The sequence below is a fragment of the Kribbella sp. NPDC050470 genome (genome assembly GCF_044458365.1).
Taxonomy (GTDB): domain Bacteria; phylum Actinomycetota; class Actinomycetes; order Propionibacteriales; family Kribbellaceae; genus Kribbella.
The window spans coordinates 41,961-60,566 of sequence record NZ_JBITHV010000025.1; the positions used below are offsets into that span (position 1 = coordinate 41,961).

Annotated in this window: 15 protein-coding genes; 10 read left to right on the forward strand and 5 right to left on the reverse strand. The window is 69.7% G+C overall.

The annotated features are described in order from the left end of the window. Positions 1-95 precede the first annotated feature (95 nt). Positions 96-2,978 (forward strand): DEAD/DEAH box helicase, encoded by a 2,883-nt coding sequence (locus tag ACIBGM_RS44680; protein WP_396389035.1) that lies wholly within the window; start codon positions 96-98, stop codon positions 2,976-2,978. Continuing rightward, a complete protein-coding gene (locus tag ACIBGM_RS44685) occupies positions 2,971-4,197 on the forward strand; it encodes an SWIM zinc finger family protein (RefSeq protein WP_396389036.1) in 1,227 nt (408 codons plus the stop codon). The genes ACIBGM_RS44680 and ACIBGM_RS44685 overlap by 8 nt, the downstream gene beginning before the upstream one ends. Here the strand turns inward: ACIBGM_RS44685 and ACIBGM_RS44690 are convergent, their stop codons facing one another. The 3 genes from ACIBGM_RS44690 to ACIBGM_RS44700 are packed head-to-tail and all read right to left on the reverse strand — an operon-like array spanning position 4,198 to position 6,437. After that, on the reverse strand, positions 4,198-4,554 hold the full coding sequence (locus ACIBGM_RS44690; RefSeq protein WP_396389037.1) for an iron chaperone: 357 nt from the start codon (positions 4,552-4,554) through the stop codon (positions 4,198-4,200). It abuts the gene before it with no gap. Positions 4,555-4,595: 41 nt separating this feature from the next. Beyond that, positions 4,596-5,576: an SGNH/GDSL hydrolase family protein gene (locus tag ACIBGM_RS44695; RefSeq protein WP_396389038.1), complete on the reverse strand. Its 981-nt coding sequence runs from the start codon at positions 5,574-5,576 to the stop codon at positions 4,596-4,598. A gap of 54 nt (positions 5,577-5,630) precedes the next feature. Next, positions 5,631-6,437 carry a TrmH family RNA methyltransferase gene (locus ACIBGM_RS44700; RefSeq protein ID WP_396389039.1) on the reverse strand — a complete coding sequence of 269 codons (807 nt, stop codon included), beginning with the start codon at positions 6,435-6,437 and terminating at the stop codon, positions 5,631-5,633. 374 nt (positions 6,438-6,811) lie between these two features. On the opposite strand from ACIBGM_RS44700, the gene ACIBGM_RS44705 reads away from it, so the two are divergent. Genes ACIBGM_RS44705 through ACIBGM_RS44720 form a run of 4 tightly spaced genes read left to right on the forward strand, consistent with a single transcriptional unit; the run spans position 6,812 to position 12,456 of the window. Beyond that, positions 6,812-8,002, forward strand: a complete 1,191-nt coding sequence (locus ACIBGM_RS44705) for a hypothetical protein (protein ID WP_396389040.1) — start codon at positions 6,812-6,814, stop codon at positions 8,000-8,002. Beyond that, a complete protein-coding gene (locus tag ACIBGM_RS44710; RefSeq protein ID WP_396389041.1) occupies positions 7,999-8,628 on the forward strand; it encodes a hypothetical protein in 630 nt (209 codons plus the stop codon). Before ACIBGM_RS44705 ends, ACIBGM_RS44710 begins: the two co-directional genes overlap by 4 nt. Next, the gene (locus ACIBGM_RS44715) at positions 8,621-9,337 is read left to right on the forward strand and encodes a hypothetical protein (RefSeq protein ID WP_396389042.1); all 717 of its coding nucleotides are present in this window, start codon (positions 8,621-8,623) and stop codon (positions 9,335-9,337) included. Before ACIBGM_RS44710 ends, ACIBGM_RS44715 begins: the two co-directional genes overlap by 8 nt. Further along, the gene (locus ACIBGM_RS44720; protein ID WP_396389043.1) at positions 9,334-12,456 is read left to right on the forward strand and encodes a chromosome segregation ATPase; all 3,123 of its coding nucleotides are present in this window, start codon (positions 9,334-9,336) and stop codon (positions 12,454-12,456) included. Before ACIBGM_RS44715 ends, ACIBGM_RS44720 begins: the two co-directional genes overlap by 4 nt. Here the strand turns inward: ACIBGM_RS44720 and ACIBGM_RS44725 are convergent. After that, the gene (locus ACIBGM_RS44725) at positions 12,453-13,403 is read right to left on the reverse strand and encodes an AraC family transcriptional regulator (RefSeq protein ID WP_360527289.1); all 951 of its coding nucleotides are present in this window, start codon (positions 13,401-13,403) and stop codon (positions 12,453-12,455) included. The genes ACIBGM_RS44720 and ACIBGM_RS44725 overlap by 4 nt on opposite strands. A 470-nt stretch (positions 13,404-13,873) precedes the next feature. On the opposite strand from ACIBGM_RS44725, the gene ACIBGM_RS44730 reads away from it, so the two are divergent. The 3 genes from ACIBGM_RS44730 (at position 13,874) to ACIBGM_RS44740 (ending at position 16,151) form a co-directional block, all read left to right on the forward strand. Continuing rightward, complete coding sequence (locus ACIBGM_RS44730; protein WP_396389044.1) at positions 13,874-14,182, forward strand: hypothetical protein; 309 nt, start codon at positions 13,874-13,876, stop codon at positions 14,180-14,182. A gap of 10 nt (positions 14,183-14,192) precedes the next feature. Then, complete coding sequence (locus tag ACIBGM_RS44735; RefSeq protein WP_396389045.1) at positions 14,193-15,245, forward strand: aldo/keto reductase; 1,053 nt, start codon at positions 14,193-14,195, stop codon at positions 15,243-15,245. A gap of 255 nt (positions 15,246-15,500) precedes the next feature. Continuing rightward, positions 15,501-16,151, forward strand: a complete 651-nt coding sequence (locus tag ACIBGM_RS44740) for a hypothetical protein (protein ID WP_360527280.1) — start codon at positions 15,501-15,503, stop codon at positions 16,149-16,151. Here ACIBGM_RS44740 and ACIBGM_RS44745 read toward each other — a convergent pair. After that, positions 16,148-16,645: an AAA family ATPase gene (locus ACIBGM_RS44745; RefSeq protein WP_360527277.1), complete on the reverse strand. Its 498-nt coding sequence runs from the start codon at positions 16,643-16,645 to the stop codon at positions 16,148-16,150. The genes ACIBGM_RS44740 and ACIBGM_RS44745 overlap by 4 nt on opposite strands. A 210-nt stretch (positions 16,646-16,855) precedes the next feature. Here ACIBGM_RS44745 and ACIBGM_RS44750 point away from each other — a divergent pair, with 210 nt between their 5' ends. Beyond that, positions 16,856-17,833: a GlxA family transcriptional regulator gene (locus ACIBGM_RS44750; RefSeq protein ID WP_396389046.1), complete on the forward strand. Its 978-nt coding sequence runs from the start codon at positions 16,856-16,858 to the stop codon at positions 17,831-17,833. The last annotated feature ends 773 nt before the right edge of the window (positions 17,834-18,606 follow it).

Sequence of the window (18,606 nt, forward strand, 5' to 3'; positions counted from 1 at the left end):
CAACCTGAACTTGTGTTGAGGTCAAGTCCGGGGTTGTCCACAGGGGCTGGGTGACGGGCGGGAATCTGTCGGTGGTCCGGCGTACTGTGCAGGGCATGTTCGACGCCGTTTTCGTCCCCGCCGACCCGCCGCGCGCGGGCCGGCTGGCGTTGTACGGCGATCTAGCGGCGGTGGGTGAGGTCGCGGACGGGACGGTCTCGCTGGTGCTGCCGAAGGGGTCGCAGGTGCGGCGGACGACGGTGCCGGCGCGCTTGCTGACCATCGAGCAAGTGCTTGACCGGGTGCGGGACGGCTCGGACCGCGGCTCACCGAGCTGGTCCGACCGCGGCTCGGTAACCTGGTCCGACGGCGGCTCGGCGAGCTGGGAGGTCTGGCGGACTGCGGCGTTGGCGGGGCTGGGGTTGATCGCGCGGGGACGGCTGGTGCCGGACCGCAGCCCGAGTGGGTACGGCGCTTGGCGAGTGGCGCCCCTGGATCCGCTGGACCGCGGCTGGTTGAAAAATCTGGGCGCATCGATGCCGCCGTACGCGCATGCGCTGCCGATCGACGGGACGCGACCGGTGCGGCTGGTCGATCCGGAGCAGTTGGTGCGGGCGTTCTGGGATGCTCTCGCGGACACCTTGGTGCGAACGTCGGCGGCTGCGGGCGCCGTACGGGCTGGTGCGGCTGCCTTCGCGTCGGTTGATCCGGTCGAGGTGACCGGGCCGACTGGTTGGCTCGAGGAGACGGCGCAGAGCGAGGAGGCCGGCTCGCGGTTGGTGTTGCGGATCGAGCCGCCGGAGGACGACACCGACTTCCGGGCAGTGTTGCAGCTCCGGAGCGGTATGGATCCGAGCCTGCTGGTGGACGTCGAGGACGTGTGGAATGCACCTGCCGCCGTACTGTCTGCGCTGGGTGAGCGGGCGGAGACCGATCTGCTGCTCGCCTTGCGGCGTGGGGCTCGGGTCTGGCCGCCGCTGGGGGCGGCGTTGCGTGATGCGGCGCCGTCGAAGGTCGAGGTCGACGACGAGGCGCTCGAGGAGCTGGCCGAGGGCAGCACTGCGTTGGAGGGCGCTGGGATCGAAGTGCTGTGGCCGACCGAGTTGTTCGCGGGCGAGCTGGCTGTGCGTGGCACGGTCGCGACGCCGACCCCGGGCGCGGTGACCGGGCCAGACTTCAACCTCAACGAACTCGTGGCGTTCCGTTGGCGGCCGACGCTGGACGGGCAGGAGCTGACCGAGCAGGAGGTCGCAGCCCTCGCGGAGGCGAAGCGTCCGATGATCCGGATGCGCGGGCGCTGGGTGCGGGTCGATCACGACCTGGTGCGGAAGCTGCGGCGGGGCGGCACGCGGAAGCTGACCGGCGCGGAGGCGCTCGGTGCCGCGCTGACCGGGACGATCGAGGTCGATGGCGAGCTGGTCGCGTTCGATCCGAACGGGTCGCTGGCGTCGATGCTCGCCCGGCTGCGGGCTTCCGAGGAGCCTGCGCCGCTCGCGCAGCCGACCGGGCTGAACGCGACCTTGCGCGACTACCAGCGGCGCGGTGTCGCGTGGATGGCTCAGCTCGCGGACTTGGGGCTCGGTGGTTGTCTCGCCGACGACATGGGTCTTGGCAAGACGATCCAGGTGATCGCGCTGCACCTGGCGTTGCCCGGCCGCGGACCCACGTTGGTGGTCTGCCCGTCGACCCTGCTCGGGACGTGGGAGCGGGAGTTCGCGCGGTTCGCGCCCGACGTCCCGACCCGGCGGTACCACGGCGCCGGCCGCACGCTGAGCGACCTCGCGCCGGACGAGGTGGTCCTGACCACGTACGGCGTCGTGCGGCAGGACCACCGCGTGATCGGCGAGGTGTTCTGGGGGCTCGCGGTCGCGGACGAGGCGCAGCATGCGAAGAACCCGTTGTCCCGGACGGCGCGCGCGCTGCGGACGTTGCCGTCGGCAACCAGGATCGCGCTGACCGGGACGCCGGTGGAGAACCGGTTGTCCGAGCTGTGGTCGATCCTGGACTGGGCGGCGCCGGGGTTGCTCGGCACCCTCGACCGGTTCCGGCACGATGTCGCCGTACCGGTCGAGCGGTACCACGACGAGGAGGCGACGGCTCGGCTCGCGCGGGTGACGCGACCGTTCCTGCTGCGGCGGCGGAAGAGCGATCCCGGGATCGCGCCGGAGCTTCCGCAGAAGACCGAGCACGACGTCGTCGTACCGCTCACGGTGGAGCAGGCCACGCTGTACCAGGCCGTTGCGAAGGAGACGCTGGCCAAGATCGAGTCGGCGGAGGGGATCGCGCGGCGCGGGCTGGTGCTGAGTCTGCTGACGCAGTTGAAGCAGGTGTGCAACCACCCGGCGCAGTTCCTGCACGAGCCGGGTCCGCTGGAGCGCCGCTCCGGAAAGCTGGCCGCGCTCGACGAGCTGCTCGACGTCATCCTGGCCGAGGGCGAGTCGGTCCTGATCTTCAGCCAGTACGTCGAGATGTGCCGGCTGATCGAGGCGCACTTGGCGGCGCGGCAGATCAAGTCGTTGTTCCTGCACGGCGGCATCGGGGTGCGGAAGCGCGAGCAGCTGGTGGCGGAGTTCCAGTCCGGCGAGGCGCAGGTCTTCCTGCTGTCGCTGAAGGCGGGTGGGGTCGGCCTGACGCTCACCCAGGCCACGCACGTGGTCCACTACGACCGGTGGTGGAACCCGGCGGTTGAGGACCAGGCAACGGACCGCGCCTATCGCATCGGCCAGGACCGGCCGGTCCAGGTCCACCGCCTGGTCACCGAGAACACCCTCGAAGACCGCATCTCCACCGTCATCGCCGCCAAACGCAACCTGGCCGACGCGGTCGTCGGCTCCGGCGAGGCCTGGCTGAGCGAGCTGTCGGACGCCGAGCTCACCGAACTCGTAGAACTCTCGACCACCCCAGCAAAGTCCGGCTCCGCCAGCGCCTACAACCCGTCCGCAATAGGCAAATCACCTCCCCCAACGGGTTCTGTGGTGGTTGGTGATGATGATGAATGAGCGGGTGCCGTGGCAGGGGTGGCGGCGGAAGGGTGAGGATGCGGGGTTGCCGGCGGCCAAGGGGCCGGGGAGCCGACGACCGTTCGGGGCGACGTGGTGGGGGCGGGCGTGGTTAGAGGCCTTGGAGCAACGGGCCCGGCTCGATCCGAACCGGCTGTCCCGTGGCCGCTCGTACGCGCGTCGCGGCAGTGTGCTCGAGCTGACGGTCTCACCCGGTGAGGTCGAGGCCGTGGTGCAGGGCAGCCGCGTCACGCCGTACCAGGTGACGGTCCGGATCCGCGCCTTCACGGCCGCCGAGTGGGACGCCGTACTCGACGTGGTCTCGTCCCAGATCGGCCGAGTAGCAGCCCTCCTCGACGGCGAATTGCCGCCCGAGGTCGTCGACGACGTCCACGCCGCCGGCCTCGACCTCCTCCCCGGCGCCGGCGAGGTCCACACGAACTGCAGCTGCCCCGACTTCGCCGTCCCCTGCAAACACTCAGCCGCCGTCTGCTACCTCATCGCCGACGCCCTGGACGACGACCCCTTCGCCCTGCTCCTCCTCCGAGGCCGCCCGCGGGACGACCTCCTCACCACCCTCCGCACCCGCCGCTCCACAACAACCTCAACGACCCCCGTCCGCCAACCCCCACCCCCAGGCCTCCCCGCCAAGCAAGCCTTCGCCCCCAAACACCCCACCGCCACCCCACCTGCCGTTCCGCGGCCGATGGGGGCTGCGGGGGTGCCGGCGGCGGTGCAGGCTTTGGATCCGCCTCGGGCGGCTGGTGTGGATGTGCGGGATCTGGTGGTGCTGGCAACTGATGCGGCGCGGCGGGCCTGGGAGTTTGCGTCGGGTGACGGGGACGGCGGGCTTCGGCTGAGCTCCGATCAGGATCTCGCCCGCCGGGCCGCCGGTCTGCTCGGCACCCCAGAGCTGGCCGACCTCGCGCATCGAGCCGGTGTGTCCGCGCGCCAACTGACCAGCTGGGCGGTCGCCTGGCGCGAAGGCGGACCTGGCGGGCTCGCTGCCACCATCGACATGCCCGTCGACCTCGACCCGCAGGCCCTCGCCGAAGGAGTCGACGCGCTGGGCGGCACCGTCGAGGGCAATCGCGTCACCGCCGGGCGCATCCAGCTCCGTCTGGGCCCCGACGGCCTCTGGTACCGCTTCGACCAACAGTTCAGCGACTGGACCCTGGCTCGCCCGCCCTCCCCCGACCCACAGGAGCTCCTCCGCTGACTACTGCGCCCGCGCCGCGACGAAGGCCTCCGTCAAGCGCGCGATGACGTCGTACGGGATCGGCTCCTTCAGCGGGAACTTGAGCGTCCCCTTCCCCGAGCGGTACGGCGCGATCCGCGCGGCGAGCTCGTCGTCGACCGGCGGGATCGGGTACACAGACACGTGCCCCTTCCAGCCGCCGAAGTACATCAGCGCCTTCCCGTCCACCGTGACCGTCGGCATCTGGTAGCTGATCTTCTCCCCCGCGTCCGGGACGACCGAGCGGATGGTACGCCGTACCTCCTCCAGCACCTCCTGGACGTCGCGGGGGAACGACGCGATGTACTCGTCCACGTTCGCGAACTTGTTCTCCGCCATACCCGCCATCGTGCGGAGAGCGGTTCCGGCGTGCAAGCCCCTCAGGAGCGGCGGCGCAGCGAGGTGTGGGTCTCGAGAGCGGCGACGAGGTGCTCGGCGATCTTCGCGTGTCCGGCCACGGACGGGTGGACACCGTCGGTCGTGTCGGCGTCGGTGATCCAGCCGGTCGAGTCGACCAGTACCGCGTTGGCGTCGTCGAGCGACTTGATCGCGGCCTGGATCACGTCAGCGTGCTTGCCGTTGAACGGGGTCACCGACACGATCGTCGTCTCCGGGTACGCCGTCCGCACCCGCCGTACGAAGCCGGCGTACTCCTCCGCCTCCAACGTCTCGTCGTTCACACCGAGGTTGACCACGACCACGTCAGACGGCTCCACCCGTTCGGCCGGCGAGCCCGCGAAGTTCCAGCCGAACGACTCCACTCCGGGCGGCACGTCGCCGTTGCCCGGCCGGAGGATCCCCTGCCGCCCGAAACCGACCTGGTACGACGTGGCGCCGAACGCCCGCGCGGTCAGATAGGCGTACGACGCCGTACCGTCGGCGCCCTCCGACTCCGGATGAGTGCTCAGCGCGAGCACGCCCTGCGTGATCGAGTCGCCGTAGAACTCCAGCCGCGGACCGCCCGGACGACCGCTCAGCCGCAGCCGCGCGTTCACGTCGAGCACCAGCCCGGCGAACACGACCGCGCAGTCGAACGGGGGGTTCCACCGGTTGACGTGCTCGTTGACGTCCTTGACCACGATCTCGACCTGGTGCCGGCCGTCGGGCGCGGACAGCTCGATCACCGGGCCGTCCACGACGTGCAGCTCCGGATCACCGTCGTCGACCGTGATCCACAGGTGCGGCGCGACGGTAAGGCCGGCGGTGTCGAAGAGCAGCTGCAGCCGCTCGCCGGCGAAGGAGAACGAGATCCGCGAGCCGGAGTTGACGGTGATCGCCAGCCCCGGCTGGTGTCCCCACTGGCCTTCCAGGACGATGCGGGGGTCTCCCGGGGCGACGACCTCTCCAGGCTCGAACGTCACGTGTCACTCCTCAGTCTCCGGATGGCGGGTGGCGGTGCAATTGTGCCTGGCCGGTCACCACCCGTCCTTCCGAGCCCGCGCTTCGAACAGCAGGATGCCGGCGGACAGCGCGACGTTCAGCGAGTCCGCCTGACCGAGCATCGGGATCGACACCGCCTCGCAGCCCTGCTCGTGCCAGGCCCTCGACAGGCCGTTGCCTTCCGAGCCGACGACGAACGCGGTCGGGCCGTCGTACGCGCCGCCGCGGTAGCTGCCGGCCGCCGCCGGGTCGGCCAGATGGATGCGGAAGCCGTGGCCGTACAGCCAGTCGGCCGCTTGGGCGATGTCGTCGAACTCGAGGACCGGGGTCGACAGGATGGTCCCGCGGCTGGCCGAGTACACCGCGGGGTGGCTCGGCCGCGCCCGGCGGCGGGTGAGGACGAGGCAGTCGGCGTTGGCTGCGTCGACGGTACGGATCAGGGTGCCGAGGTTGCCGGCGTACTCGACGCCGTCGGCGACCAGGACGAGCGAGGAGCCGGTGAACTCGAACGTCTCCGGTCGCCAGGTGGGCAGCCGGACGATCGAGATCAGGCCGTCGGACCGGGTCTTGCGGGACAGCCGGGTGAGCAGCTTCTCCGAGATGCGGTACACCTCGGTCGCGCGTTCGGCGATCCGCTCGGCGGCGGCCGTCGTACCGGTCTCGGGGCACCAGAAGAAGGTGTCGATCGGGGTCTTGGTGGTCAGCAGGCGGTCGTGTTCCCAGGTGCCTTCGATCATGATCCGGCCGGGTACGCCGTCCTTGCGCACGGCGAGCAGGTCGCGGACTCGGGGGTGATGCGCGCCGATGGGGCGCGCCGCGGGGACAATGCGGTGCACAGTCATGTGCCAGCTCCGTGAGGAGAGAATCAGCAAGCGCGCCGGGGACCCTGTCGCGGGTCCGCGCCGGCGTGGCGAACGCCCGAAGGCGCCGTGGTCTGAGCGCGGTCTGCCTGGACCGCTCAGCCAAGGATTCTCTTCACGCTCGGATGGTAGGCATCCCCCGCACACCCAGTCACCCGCTTTTCCACACCCCAACTTGTCCACAACCCCCGCCCAACCCGGTTTTGGTCTGTCGGTGCACACCCCACTCCCTCTGTCTTTCCGTTTGTCCACAGGTGCCGCCCAACCCAGTTTTGGTCTGTCCCCGGCGGTGGTTAGAGTCCTTCTCCTGTTGCCGATTCCGCTCGCGCGGGGCCACACACACGGGAGGAGTACTGATGGACGCGACCTTGCTGGACGCCGAGGCCGAGGCGGCTGTACTGCGCGTCTACCGTCAGGTCTTCGCCGTACTCGCCCGCGAAGCCGGCGCGATGATCGTCGACCCCGACCTCCTCGACGTCGACCAGGCCATCCTCGACGCCTTCGCCGAGGCCGGCAGCGACGGCCTCACCGTCGAGCAGGCCGCCCTCGCTTGCCGCTCCTACCCGCACGACGTGATCGTCCGCCGCTTCGACGTCTTGAGGCAGTACGGCGCCATCACCAAACTCGTCGACCGTCCGAACGAGCTCCGGCACCGCGCCGCGTTCGCGCCGTACGTGATGCTGATGTTCCTGCGCCGGATGTCCGTGCAGGGCGGCCAGGCGGAGCTGCACCAGCTGCTCACCCTGGAGGCGCACAGCGTCAGCGACCCCAGCGCGACCGAGGACGACGGGCAGGCGTCCATCGAGCGCCTCACGAAGGTGTTCCGCCTGCTGGGCAACGAGCTCGCGATCCTCGTGTCGACCAGCACCACTGCCCAGCTGCGGGAGAACGCACAGCTCGCCTGGGGCAACGAACGCCTGATCGAGCAGGCCGAGAAGGTCCACCGGATCGTCCTGGAGCGCTGGCCCGCCCTGCACCGCGCCTGTACGTCGCTCCGGATGGCGCTGGCCGCGTACGCCGACGCAGTACAATTCGCCGCCGGCCGCCTGGTCGAGCGAGCCGGTACGACGCGTGCACTCGGACTACTGCCGATCGAGACGTGGCTCACGTTCACGCGCACCAGCGAGCCCGACGTACTGGCGAGTGTCCTCGACGGACTGCTGTTCGACGCGGCTGCGCCGGACTTCTCGCCGCAGACAATGGTGGAGGCCGTCGAGACGGGCCGCCGTACCGGGTCCGCCCGGATGGCGCCGCCGCGGCCGACCGAGGACACGGTCGCCCCGGAGTCAGCGGCGGCCACGGATCGCGAAGAGCTGCGGGCCGAGGCCGAGCGCGTGCTCGCCGGGCGCCCGTCGGTCGACATCGTCGAGGTGGTCGACCAGGCCGGCGACTGGATCACGGCTCGCCGCGTGCTGGCCGAGCTGACGGCGGCGCACCTGCACGACGAGCTCGAGTACGAGCTCGTGTGGTCGGACGGCATGCGGATCGACCCGAGCGCGGGGACACCGTGGGCGACCGAGGGCGTGTTCCGGCGGGTAACGCGATGAGCACGCCATCTTCGGAGGCCGTGGAGCGCCGACTCTTCAACGCGTTGTGGTGGGCGAAGGTGCAGTCGGCAGGCCCGCTGGAGGTTGAACCGGACACACCCGCGGTCGCCGGGCTAACCCGCGCCGCGTCGCCGGACGGCTCCACGGTGTGGCTCGTGCCGACGCTGCCGTCGGGAGCCGGTCACACGGTGCTGGAGGAGTTGGGCACTCCCCCGGTCGCCGTCGAGCAACCGAACGAGACGGCTCGTGTCCTCTCCATCTGCGTCGCCTGCTGCTGGACGGACCGCAGCGGTCCCGCCTGGCCGGGCTCCGTCGGCACGCTCGCGCAGGTGAGGTCCGTGTACGCCGGAATGCGCGGCCGCCCGGAACAGTCCAGCGACCTCACCCTCATCATCGGAAGCCTCCGCCGCCTGCACGCCACCCACTGGCTGCTCTGGAACGAGAAGGCCGCCGAAGTCCGCCTCGGTCCTCGCACCATCACCTGGACCGCGACCGACCTCTCCACCCTCCGAGACCTCTGCCGCCACCTCCCCGATCCGCCACCTGCAGTCCTCACCGACGCACCACCTCCCGAGCCGGAACGCGACCCACTGCCGGCTACCGAGTCGGAGGCTGCTGATGAGTGAGCAGCATGCGTTGTTCGATCCGCTGCTGCAGGACCTGAGCGATCGAGCCCGCGATGAGGTGCTGGCTGCCTTCAGCGCAGTCCAGTACGCCGCGCACCCGGTGGCCGAGGTGCAACTGCCCGCCCTGCGCGACGTGACGCTACGTCGACATGTCTCACGCATGCTCAAGCTCATCGGCCGGACGCTGGTCCACGTCGACGGCACCCACTGGACCTCCGGCTACGCCGACGACATCGCGGCAACGCTGACCGCACAAGGCTGGCAACCGCTGTCGGTCGTCGACCGCGCAGTACTGGTCCTCGTACTGATCCACTCCGTCGCGATCCCCCGCAGCGAAGGGATCCTGACCGGCGACAGCTGGAAGTCGGCCCGCCCGACCACCGTCGACGAGCTGCGCACCACCAAGATCAGCAGCGAGGAACGCCGCCTCGCCCTCCAGCGCCTCCGCGCAGCTGGGCTGATCCAACTGTCAGGCGACCACTCAGGCGGGCCCAGCTACATTCCCGGCCCACAACTCCAGCGCATGACACCAGCAGCCCGCCGCCGTCTCCAGGACCATCTCATCCTGGCCGCGGCCCCAGCCAGCCCTATCGCCGAAGCCATCCGAGCCCGCAACGGCACCTGGACGAAGCCGGCCGATGAAGTAACCAGCAGCACGACACCGACTGAGCAGGCGGCTGACGGCCGTACCGGGGAAGGGATGGCATGAGCACTCCGGTGGAGGACGGCCCGTTCGACATTCTCGGGTCGAAGGTGTTGCTCGGCGTACAGGTGGTCGACCTGTCGCGCCTGTCGACGCACCCGATTCCCATGGTCGGCCAAGGGCTCGTCACAGTGGCCGGCCAGGGTCCGACCGACTCGAACGGCGCGGGCAAGTCGTCCTGGATCGCGGCGCTCAGCCTGCTGCACGCCGACGACCAATGGCGCCTGACCAGCGGTGCGCCCGGTGCTGCCGAGTTGCTGTTCACCGCCGAGGCCGCAGGTCAGGAGGGCAACTGGTCGAACGTCGACCGCGGCTACATCGTCGGCGTGTTCTCCGAGCCCGACCTCACCGACCTCGCCGAGATCGAGGCCGCCGCGATCACCGTGTGGATCCGGATCAACCGCAAGGCGTCGTACATCGACCTGCGCTGGAAGAACGGCCTGCACGTGCCGTACGGCGCCACCGAGGCCGAGCGGGCCGCCGGCGCCGACGCGCTCTGGGCCGCCTTGCCGCACTCGAACGGCCGCACCGACTTCCACGCCAACAAGCTGTCCACAGTTCTTTACGGCGGCCAGGTCCGCTGCGTGTCGTTCCTGTCGACGTCGGTCCGTTCGAGCCCGACCGCCAACCTGTTGGCCGAGCCGCTGAACGAGCTCGGCCCGGCCCGCATCTTCAACGCGATCGCGACCCTCACCGGCCTCGACCACGAGCTCGAGCAGGAGCAGGCACACCGGTCCGCCGAGCACACTCAGCGCGAGGCGACCAAGCAGGCGACGGCCGATCTGCAGCGGTGGGAGCAGGAGATGGCCGCAGTCGAGGCCGGCATCCTGCAGCGCGCGGCTGCCCGGGACGCGCTCGCTGCGGCGAAGGAGTCCTGGCAGGCCCGATGCGCCCGGCACCTGATCGACGGCGACGCGCGGAACAGCGACATCCTGCAGGAGCTCGCCGTACTGGACGAACGGATCGCCGAGCAGGAAGCGCGCCGGGAGGCGGTCGACGCCGAGATCGATGCCTTTGGCAACGAGGAGGTGCTACTGCGGGACGTCCAGCTGACCCGTCAGGAGCGAGACAAACTGGACGCGCGGGACCGTGAGCTCGACCTGGCCCAACGGTCGGTGCGCGAGCAGCTCGAGCGGCTGGGACAGGAGCACCGCCGTCTCCTCGATGCGGGGCGTTCGGCGGACGGGCGCGATCTCGCTGCCGCCGGCGAGGAGCAGGACGAGGCCCGCGCCGTACTCGAGGAGCACATCGGGCGCGACCACGCGGCTCGGTCCGCCGTCGACTTCGCGACCGCTGAGCTGCGGGAGGCCGAGAGCGGTCAGACGGTGTCGGCCCCGCAGCAACAGGTGCTGGAGAACGCAGGCCTCGAGTGTGGTGCGCTCACCGACATCACGGAGCTGTCGACAGCCGAGCGTGCCGAGTGGGAGCCGCGGCTCGCGCCGTACCGGGAGGCCGTTGTCATCGACTTCGGTGATGCCGCGGTTGCGTCGGCCGCGTTGGCGGACGCCGGGTACGCCGGATTCCTGCTGGTGCTCGCGAATCGGCCCGGCGCGGCTCGCAAGGGCAAGGGTGGACCGAAGTCGGCCGACAAGCGGTTCAACCTGGACGGGTTCTTCGCGGCGATCGGTGAGCGTGCGACCAAGGAGAACATCGACGACGTCGCCGGAGTCGTGGCCGTCGGCCAGTTCGACGAGCCGCTGACCGGCCGCACGGCGCGGATCGAGGCTGCCCGCCGCCGCGTCGAAGCCGCAGTCGAGGCCCGTGCCGTCGCGGCCGCAGCCCTCGAACAGGCGCGTGCCCGAGTCGAGCAGGCAGAGCGCCGTACGGCGGCCGCCCGCGCACTCGCCGACGCCGAGTCGGTGCAAGAGCAGATCCTTGCGCTGCGCGAGTCGATCGACCGACACGAGACCGATCGCGACTCGCTCGCGCCCCAACTGCAGGCCGCGAAGGAGTCCGCCGAGGCGGCAGCCGGTCAGCAACTCGTCCGCGACGAACGGCTCAAGAACCTCGAGGCCACCCGTCGCGACCACGAGCGCCTGCTCGACGACTTGATGGCCCGGCGGCTCACGCTCCTCGAAGAGCAGACGTCACTCGACCTCGCGACCCGCACCACCGCGTGGGGATCCACGCCGGCAGAGGCCGAGGAATTCATCCTCGGACTGGCCGACGACGCACAACGCCGTACGACGGCCGACTGGAACCACCAGGCCTGCACGCAGATCGACGACGTCATCCGCCGCTGCTTCCCGAACGCGCGCTCGCGCGAGGAGATCCCGACCGAGCTGTGGGAGATCCTGAACGGCCCGGACGGCTGGACGAACGGCACGCTCGGCGTCCGCGTCGGCCTGGTCCCGGCGCTGCACCGGACGCTGAGCAGCCACCTCGCGCAGCACGAGACTTTCGACAGCCTGCAGCAACAGCAGATCGCCAGCCAGCGCGCCGAGCGCAACGCCGCCCTCGAACGCGCCCGCGAGGGACTCGGCGAGGCCGAGAGCACCGCCCGCGCGCACCGCGCATCCCTTGCCGACGGCATCAAAGCGCGACTTCGCCTGGTGTCGCAGGAGTTCGACCGCCTCGACCAGCAGTACGGCGGGTACGGCGCAAAGCTGGAGTTCCCCGAGCCCGACCCGCCTGCCGAGCCCGACAAGCCGTGGCGCTGGACGGTCACGCCGAAGTGGCGGCGTTCCGAAGGCGGCCCGTTCTCCGCGTTCAACGTGAAGGGCAACACCGCCCAGATGGACGAGAAGGCCGTCAAGCTGGTGTGCGCCGCGGCGCTCGCCGGTGGCTCGGACCGTCCGCTGCTGCTGATCCTCGACGAGCTCGGCCGGAACCTGGGGTCCCAACACCGCCGCGAGGCCGTCGCCCTGTTCGAGCAGATCGGCCGCGACCGCAACATCACGGTCATCGGCGCTCTGCAGGACGACATGGAACGCTACGCGCTCTCGTCGTCCCGCCTCTACGTCAAGCTCCGGCGCAGCTCGGACACCATGCCGTACAACCAGGCGCCGGTAGTCAAGGGCAACGAGGAGTACGCCGCGCGCGTCGAGCTGCTCCGCAGTTGGCTGGAGTCCTACCGCGGGACGACGCCCACCTTGGAGCTGGCGGCGCCGACGCTGACGCCTTAGATCGCTGACTCCACGGGCGAGTCTTCCGGCACCTCGTTGCGCACGCGATGCCGGTAACGCAACGGGGATTCGCCGACCTCGCGCTTGAACGCCGTACTGAACGCACTCTCCGACGCATATCCCAGGTCGGACGCGAGCGAGCCGACGCGAACGTCGTCGTCCCGCAGCGCGCGCTGAGCCAGCAACATCCGCCAGCGGTTGAGATAGGTCAGCGGCGGTACGCCGGCCACGGTCCGGAACCGTTCGGCGAACGACGTCCGCGACATCGCCGCGGCGCGCGCCAGTTCCTCGAGCCCCCAGGACTTCCCGGGCTCGTCATGCATGAGGCTGAGCGCCGGCCTCAGCCGTACGTCGGTGAGCACCCTGAGCCCGCCTGGCGGCAAGTCGGCCTGGTCAAGGTATGCGCGCAACACCTCGAGCAGCACGAGTTGGCTGTGTTGCCGGATCGCGAAGGCGGAACCCAGTCGGTTCGACGTCACTTCGTCGTACAGGCGGTACAGGCTCCCGCGCAGGTTGGCCGTCGAGGAGGCGGATCCGCGCACGTGCCCCACCGGCGGCAGTGCCTGCGAGAGCAACGCCTGACCGGCCGGGTTGAGCTCGATGCGGCCGCCGATGACGATGTCGTCGATCTCGCTGTCGGCGCCGATCAGGTGCGGCGAGGGAAAGCCAGGTTCGGGCTCGATCTCGCGGCGCGGTCCGTCGCCGGCGCCGCCTTCGAGCTCCAGCCAGGACCGGCTGTTCAGGATGGCGACGTCACCCGGCTCGAGCTCGATCGGTTCGATGCCGTCGGAGCTGAGGCGGGCTCGGCCGGACACGATCGCGATGAACTTGAACGGCTCGCTGAACAGGCCGCGCGTCACCCAGGAACCGCGCATCGCGAAGCCACCCGACATCAGGCCGCGCACCTCGACGAGGTCGAACACCTCGGACAGCTGATCCGTCGCCACCTCCGTACTCTCGCGCAAAAAATCCGAACTGACAACTATTCAGAGTCCGGACCGCGCCGAGCAGACTGGCGGCATGACCCAGAAACAACACCCCCTCGGCTCGGGGTTCACCGCCGCGTCCACGGCTGACGAAGTCGTCCGCGGGATAGACCTGTCCGGCACGAATGTCGTCGTCACCGGCGGCCACGCCGGGATCGGACTGGAGACCACGCGCGCACTCAGCAAAGCCGGCGCGGCAGTCACCGTCGGAGCGGGTCCGCTGGTGCGCGGCGCGCGCGGGTACGAGTCGCAGTTCGCGACCAACCACCTCGGCAACTTCCAGCTCACCCTGGCGCTCCTTCCTGCGCTGCGGGCCGCGCACGGTGCGCGAGTCGTCAACGTGACGTCCGGGGGTCACCGGCTCTCCGACATCCGCTGGGACGACCCGCAGTTCACCACCGGCTACGACCCGCTGCTCGCGTACGGCCAACGTGCTGTTCGCCGTCGAGTTGGACCGCCGCTGGGCCGACGAGTCGATTCGCGGGTACGCCGTACATCCGGGCGTCGTCGTGAGTACGAACTTGGGTCGCTCGATGCTCGAGGACGAGAAGCGGGCCATGTACCTGGCCATGGAGCTGATCGACGAGTCCGGCCGGCCGATCATCGACCCGGCGCACCCGAAACCCATTGCCTTCGGCGCCGAACCGGTCGTCGAGTCCACCGTCGTACCGCACGCTCTCGACCCGGCCTCGGCGCACCGGCTGTGGGAGCTGAGCGAGCAACTGATCAAGGCGAACTGAGGAGAATCCCATGCGATACCGCACTCTTGGACGAACCGGCATCAAGGTCAGCCCGTACGCGCTCGGCGCGATGATGTTCGGGGCCGTCGGCAACCCGGACCACGACGACTCGATCCGGATCATCCACCGGGCCCTCGATGCCGGGATCAACTTCATCGACACCGCCGACATGTACTCCCGGGGCGAGTCGGAGGAGATCGTCGGCAAGGCGCTCAAGGGCCGGCGCGACGACGTCGTACTCGCGACCAAGGCCCGCTTCCCGGTGGACTTCGACCCGAGCGGGGCGACGCCGGCCGTACCCAATCGGTCGGGGGCGTCGCGCCGGTGGCTGATGCGTGCGCTGGACGACTCGCTGCGCCGGCTCGACACCGACTACGTCGACCTGTTCCAGATCCACCAGCCGGATCCCGACACCGATCTCGAGGAGACGCTGTCGGCGCTGACGGACCTGGTGCGTGCAGGCAAGGTCCGGGCGATCGGCACGTCCTCGCTGCCGGCCTCCGACATCGTCCGGTCGCACTGGATCGCCGAGCGGCGCGGACTGACCAGGTTCCGCACCGAGCAGCCGCCGTACTCGATCCTGAATCGCGGCATCGAGCGCGAGGTGCTGCCGGTGGTCGAGGAGTTCGGCATGGGCGCGCTGGTCTGGAGTCCGCTCGCGGGCGGTCTGCTCACCGGCCGCTACCGCAAGGATCAGGAGAACAGCACCCACCGGTCCCAGTTCGGCTTCCGGCACCTGACCGACGAGCGCCGCCTGGACGCTGTCGAGGAACTCATTTCAGTCGCCGACGGCGCCGGGATGGCGCTCACCCACCTCGCGATGGCCTTCGCGATCGCCCACCCGGGCGTCACGTCCGCCATCATCGGCCCGCGCACCATGGACCACCTGAACGACCTCCTGGCCGGCGTCGACGTCACCCTGACCGACGAGGTCCTCGACCAGATCGACAAGATCGCCCCTCCGGGCACCGACACCGGCACCCTCGACATGGCCTACAACCCGCCCGCCATCCATCACGCCCACCTCCGCCGGCGCCCCCTGTCCGACCGCCCCGCTGCCTGACCGCTCCACAGGCCTACCGCGGCACCCTGCCGCGGTAGGTCCCCAGCGATGCACCCATGACTTCAGTCATGTATTTGCCAAAACCGGACCCCGGTGGTTACCCCGGACCCGATGGTGCTTCAGACTGGACCGGTGGAAGCCCCAGAGAACCGCTCCGACTGTTTACGCCGGGTAGGCGGAACTCTGGTCAACCGTCCGACTACCGGCGTACCGTCTGCTGCGCAGGTCCGGCCGGCTCGCGATCGGAGGGCGTGAATGGCATCGTGGCTCCTCCGCGCCCAGTGGACCCACCGTGACGAGTCGGTCGAGCACCGCGCTCTCCGCGTCGGCCGCACTCTGACCGCGGTCGCCGTGGCGTTCCCCGACGTACACAACTGGACTCAGGACGAGCGCTGGGGCTACCACGTCCTCGAGGCCGACGGCTCGACCCCGCTCCAGGAGATGGTCGAGGCCACCACCAAGGTCCTCGCCAACGGCTCGAGCACCACTCGGCTGCATCTGCAGAGCACAGGCGACCTGCCCTGGCTGTTCGACCTGTCCATGGGCGGCACCCTCACGACCGTGTCCGACCAGCTCACGCTGCACTGGAGCGACGAGGACGCCCTCGTCCAGTCCGAGCGCTTCGCCCAGGTCCTGCGTGCGGTCGTCTCGATCTGGGAACCCGAGTGGGCCAGCATCGCCGACACCGAGCTCGCCGCCGCAGCCGGCGTGTTCCGGCGCGGAATCCCGATGATGGGCTGGCTGACGTACGTCCGCGGCCTGGTGGCCGGTGCCCACGGCATCGACATCGACCTGACCCCGTTCGAACGCGGCACCCTCCTGCAGGCCCCGGTCGCTCCGGCCGACCTCACCCCGGTCCACATCTGCGCAGCCGCCGCGCTCGTCGGCATCGCCCCCGAGAGCTAATCGGCCGGTACGCCGGTCACCACGACCTGCTGATCCCATCGCGCCAACTCAGCGGCGTCCGGCGCATGAAACTTGGAGTTGTAGTCCTCCAGCTCCTCGCGGGTGATGTGGAACGTCCCCTCCGGCAACGCCGCATTCCGAGCCGCCAACCGCTCCCACAACACCTCGAACGGCGGATTCAGTACGACGATCTCCGTGAGCGCACCGAGTTCGTGCGCGCGGTTGCGGAACAGGTCCCGCTCGGTCTCGGACCAGCACCCGTAGTCCAGAATCACGTTCACGCCCAACGACAACGCGCGGGCGGCGACACCCCAGAACAGCTGTGACTCGAGCACCCACCGGCGCCCGTCGTCGTCGTTCACCCCCAGCAATGGCGCCATCCACTCATCCGGCGTGAACCTCAGTGCCCCTCGCTCCTCCTCCCACTGCCGAGCCAGCGTCGTCTTCCCCGCTCCGGGCAACCCGACGATCAACACCATCACCGCACGCTGCATACGCGAACCCTACGAACTCCGCGTCCGCGCCTCGACAGCGCGAGGTCGGCGGAGCTGTGAGCTGGTCGGCAAGCCAACCGAGCAGAGCCAGCAGCAGTACCGCGACGGGATACACAACGACCTGTACAAGCATGAGCACGCACATCATCGTCGCGAGGCTCGCTCCTGCTCGACAGCGGCAAGAATGCCCTCCTCCGATAGATTATGGCCATGCACCGTGTTGCTGTTCTTGCCGCCGATCGCGTGAAGAGCCTCGAGCTTGCGATTCCGGGCCAGGTGTTCGGCACCGCACACTCAGTCGACAAGGCCGACGGGGCAGTCTTCGGCACTCCGCTGTACGAGGTGGTCATGTGCGGTCAGCGACCTGACCTGGTCGTGTGCGGCCGCGGTGGGGTGGCGCTGTACCGACTGACCGCCCCATACGACCTGAACGCGGCCGTGAGCGCCGACACAGTCGTCGTACCGGGCATCCGTACGGACATCACGCCGGCGGTCGAGGTGATCGAGGTCCTTCGAGAGGCACATGCTCGAGGCGCGCGGATCGCTTCGGTCTGCTGTGGCGCCTACATTCTTGCCGCCGCCGGACTGCTCGATGGACGACGGGCTACAACGCACTGGACGTCCGCGAGAGTCTTCGCCCAGCGGTTCCCCCGTGTCGAGGTCGACCCGAACGTGCTGTTCGTCGACGAAGGCGATGTGCTCACCTCGGCCGGCGCCGCAACCGGACTCGACTTGTGCATCCACATGGTGCGCAACGACTTCGGCGCCGCGGTCGCAGCCGAGGCTGCCCGCCACATCGTGATCCCACCCCAGCGGGATGGCGACCAGGCGCAGTTCATCGTGCACCGGGAACCCACCGCCGACAGTGGTTCGCTCGAACCGACGATGCGGTGGCTGCGCGAACACCTTGGAGAACCGTTGACTCTGTCCGACATCGCCCGGCATGCGGCCACGAGTCCGCGCTCCCTGAACCGCCGCTTCCGCGAGCAAACCGGAACGACGCCACTCCAATGGCTCCTCAACCAACGTGTCCGCCACGCCCAGGAGCTCCTCGAAACCACAGCCCTGTCCATCGAGGAAATCGCCACCCACTGCGGCTTCGGCACAGCAATCAACCTCCGCCAACACTTCACCCGCCGAATCCACCTCTCCCCCACCACCTACCGCCGAGCCTTCCAACCCCGCTAACCCACCCGAGCACCCGGCAGCCGGGGCGGACGCGTTCGAGGGGAGTGCTCTAGTAGGACACCTCGGGTGAGGTGCTTGGGCACAGCAGTCAAAGTGAGATCTCGCGATTGGCTTGTCGCTAGGTCTTGCAACCAGCTGCGCCAGGGGGCTCTGGGGTAGGCCCCAGGTGTGTGTCGAGTGGAGTTCTCGCCGCCCGACGACTGCAGAGGGGCTGAGCGGATGCAGTCCTGCACAGTTGCTGCCTGGGCGCCTGCCGCTTCTCGCCAACTGCGAGCTCGAGCAACCGCTGGCGAAGTCCACAACAGGTGCCCCACGGACGCGCGAGCGGCCGCCGGCCGGCGCCGCCGCACTGCCAGCCTTCACGCTCCGGCGGGCGCCCCATACAGCACCCTGGCCACCGCGCCCACGACGTGCCCGATCCGGAGCTGCGTGGGCGGTGAAAGCACCACCCCAGGCCGATTGCTGGCCAGCCTCCGCCGGCCGGTGCCCTCGCACTGCCAGTGTCCCTGGAGTGGCCGGCGCCTTCGCAGGCACCTGCCACGGGATCGCGGGGGCGCGAGTGTGCCGCCCTCTTCCGCCTGTGGCTGGATGGTGCCCAGTCCGCCGGCGCCCGGCCCCGAGGCACGGGTGCGCGGGGCCGCAAGAAACAGCCATACAAATGTTAAGGGCCACCCCAGCCGGGGTGGCCCTTAACAGTGTGAATGTCCGGCGGCGTCCTACTCTCCCACGACCTCCCGGTCGCAGTACCATCGGCGCTGTCGGGCTTAACTTCC

Bases quoted from the DNA above. Each gene is read 5' to 3' on its own strand.
- ACIBGM_RS44680 (WP_396389035.1), top strand. From the start codon at position 96: ATGTTCGACGCCGTTTTCGTCCCCGCCGACCCGCCGCGCGCGGGCCGG.
- ACIBGM_RS44685 (WP_396389036.1), top strand. From the start codon at position 2,971: ATGAATGAGCGGGTGCCGTGGCAGGGGTGGCGGCGGAAGGGTGAGGAT.
- ACIBGM_RS44690 (WP_396389037.1), bottom strand. From the start codon at position 4,554: ATGGCGGAGAACAAGTTCGCGAACGTGGACGAGTACATCGCGTCGTTC.
- ACIBGM_RS44700 (WP_396389039.1), bottom strand. From the start codon at position 6,437: ATGACTGTGCACCGCATTGTCCCCGCGGCGCGCCCCATCGGCGCGCAT.
- ACIBGM_RS44705 (WP_396389040.1), top strand. From the start codon at position 6,812: ATGGACGCGACCTTGCTGGACGCCGAGGCCGAGGCGGCTGTACTGCGC.
- ACIBGM_RS44710 (WP_396389041.1), top strand. From the start codon at position 7,999: ATGAGCACGCCATCTTCGGAGGCCGTGGAGCGCCGACTCTTCAACGCG.
- ACIBGM_RS44715 (WP_396389042.1), top strand. From the start codon at position 8,621: ATGAGTGAGCAGCATGCGTTGTTCGATCCGCTGCTGCAGGACCTGAGC.
- ACIBGM_RS44720 (WP_396389043.1), top strand. From the start codon at position 9,334: ATGAGCACTCCGGTGGAGGACGGCCCGTTCGACATTCTCGGGTCGAAG.
- ACIBGM_RS44735 (WP_396389045.1), top strand. From the start codon at position 14,193: ATGCGATACCGCACTCTTGGACGAACCGGCATCAAGGTCAGCCCGTAC.
- ACIBGM_RS44740 (WP_360527280.1), top strand. From the start codon at position 15,501: ATGGCATCGTGGCTCCTCCGCGCCCAGTGGACCCACCGTGACGAGTCG.
- ACIBGM_RS44745 (WP_360527277.1), bottom strand. From the start codon at position 16,645: ATGCAGCGTGCGGTGATGGTGTTGATCGTCGGGTTGCCCGGAGCGGGG.
- ACIBGM_RS44750 (WP_396389046.1), top strand. From the start codon at position 16,856: ATGCACCGTGTTGCTGTTCTTGCCGCCGATCGCGTGAAGAGCCTCGAG.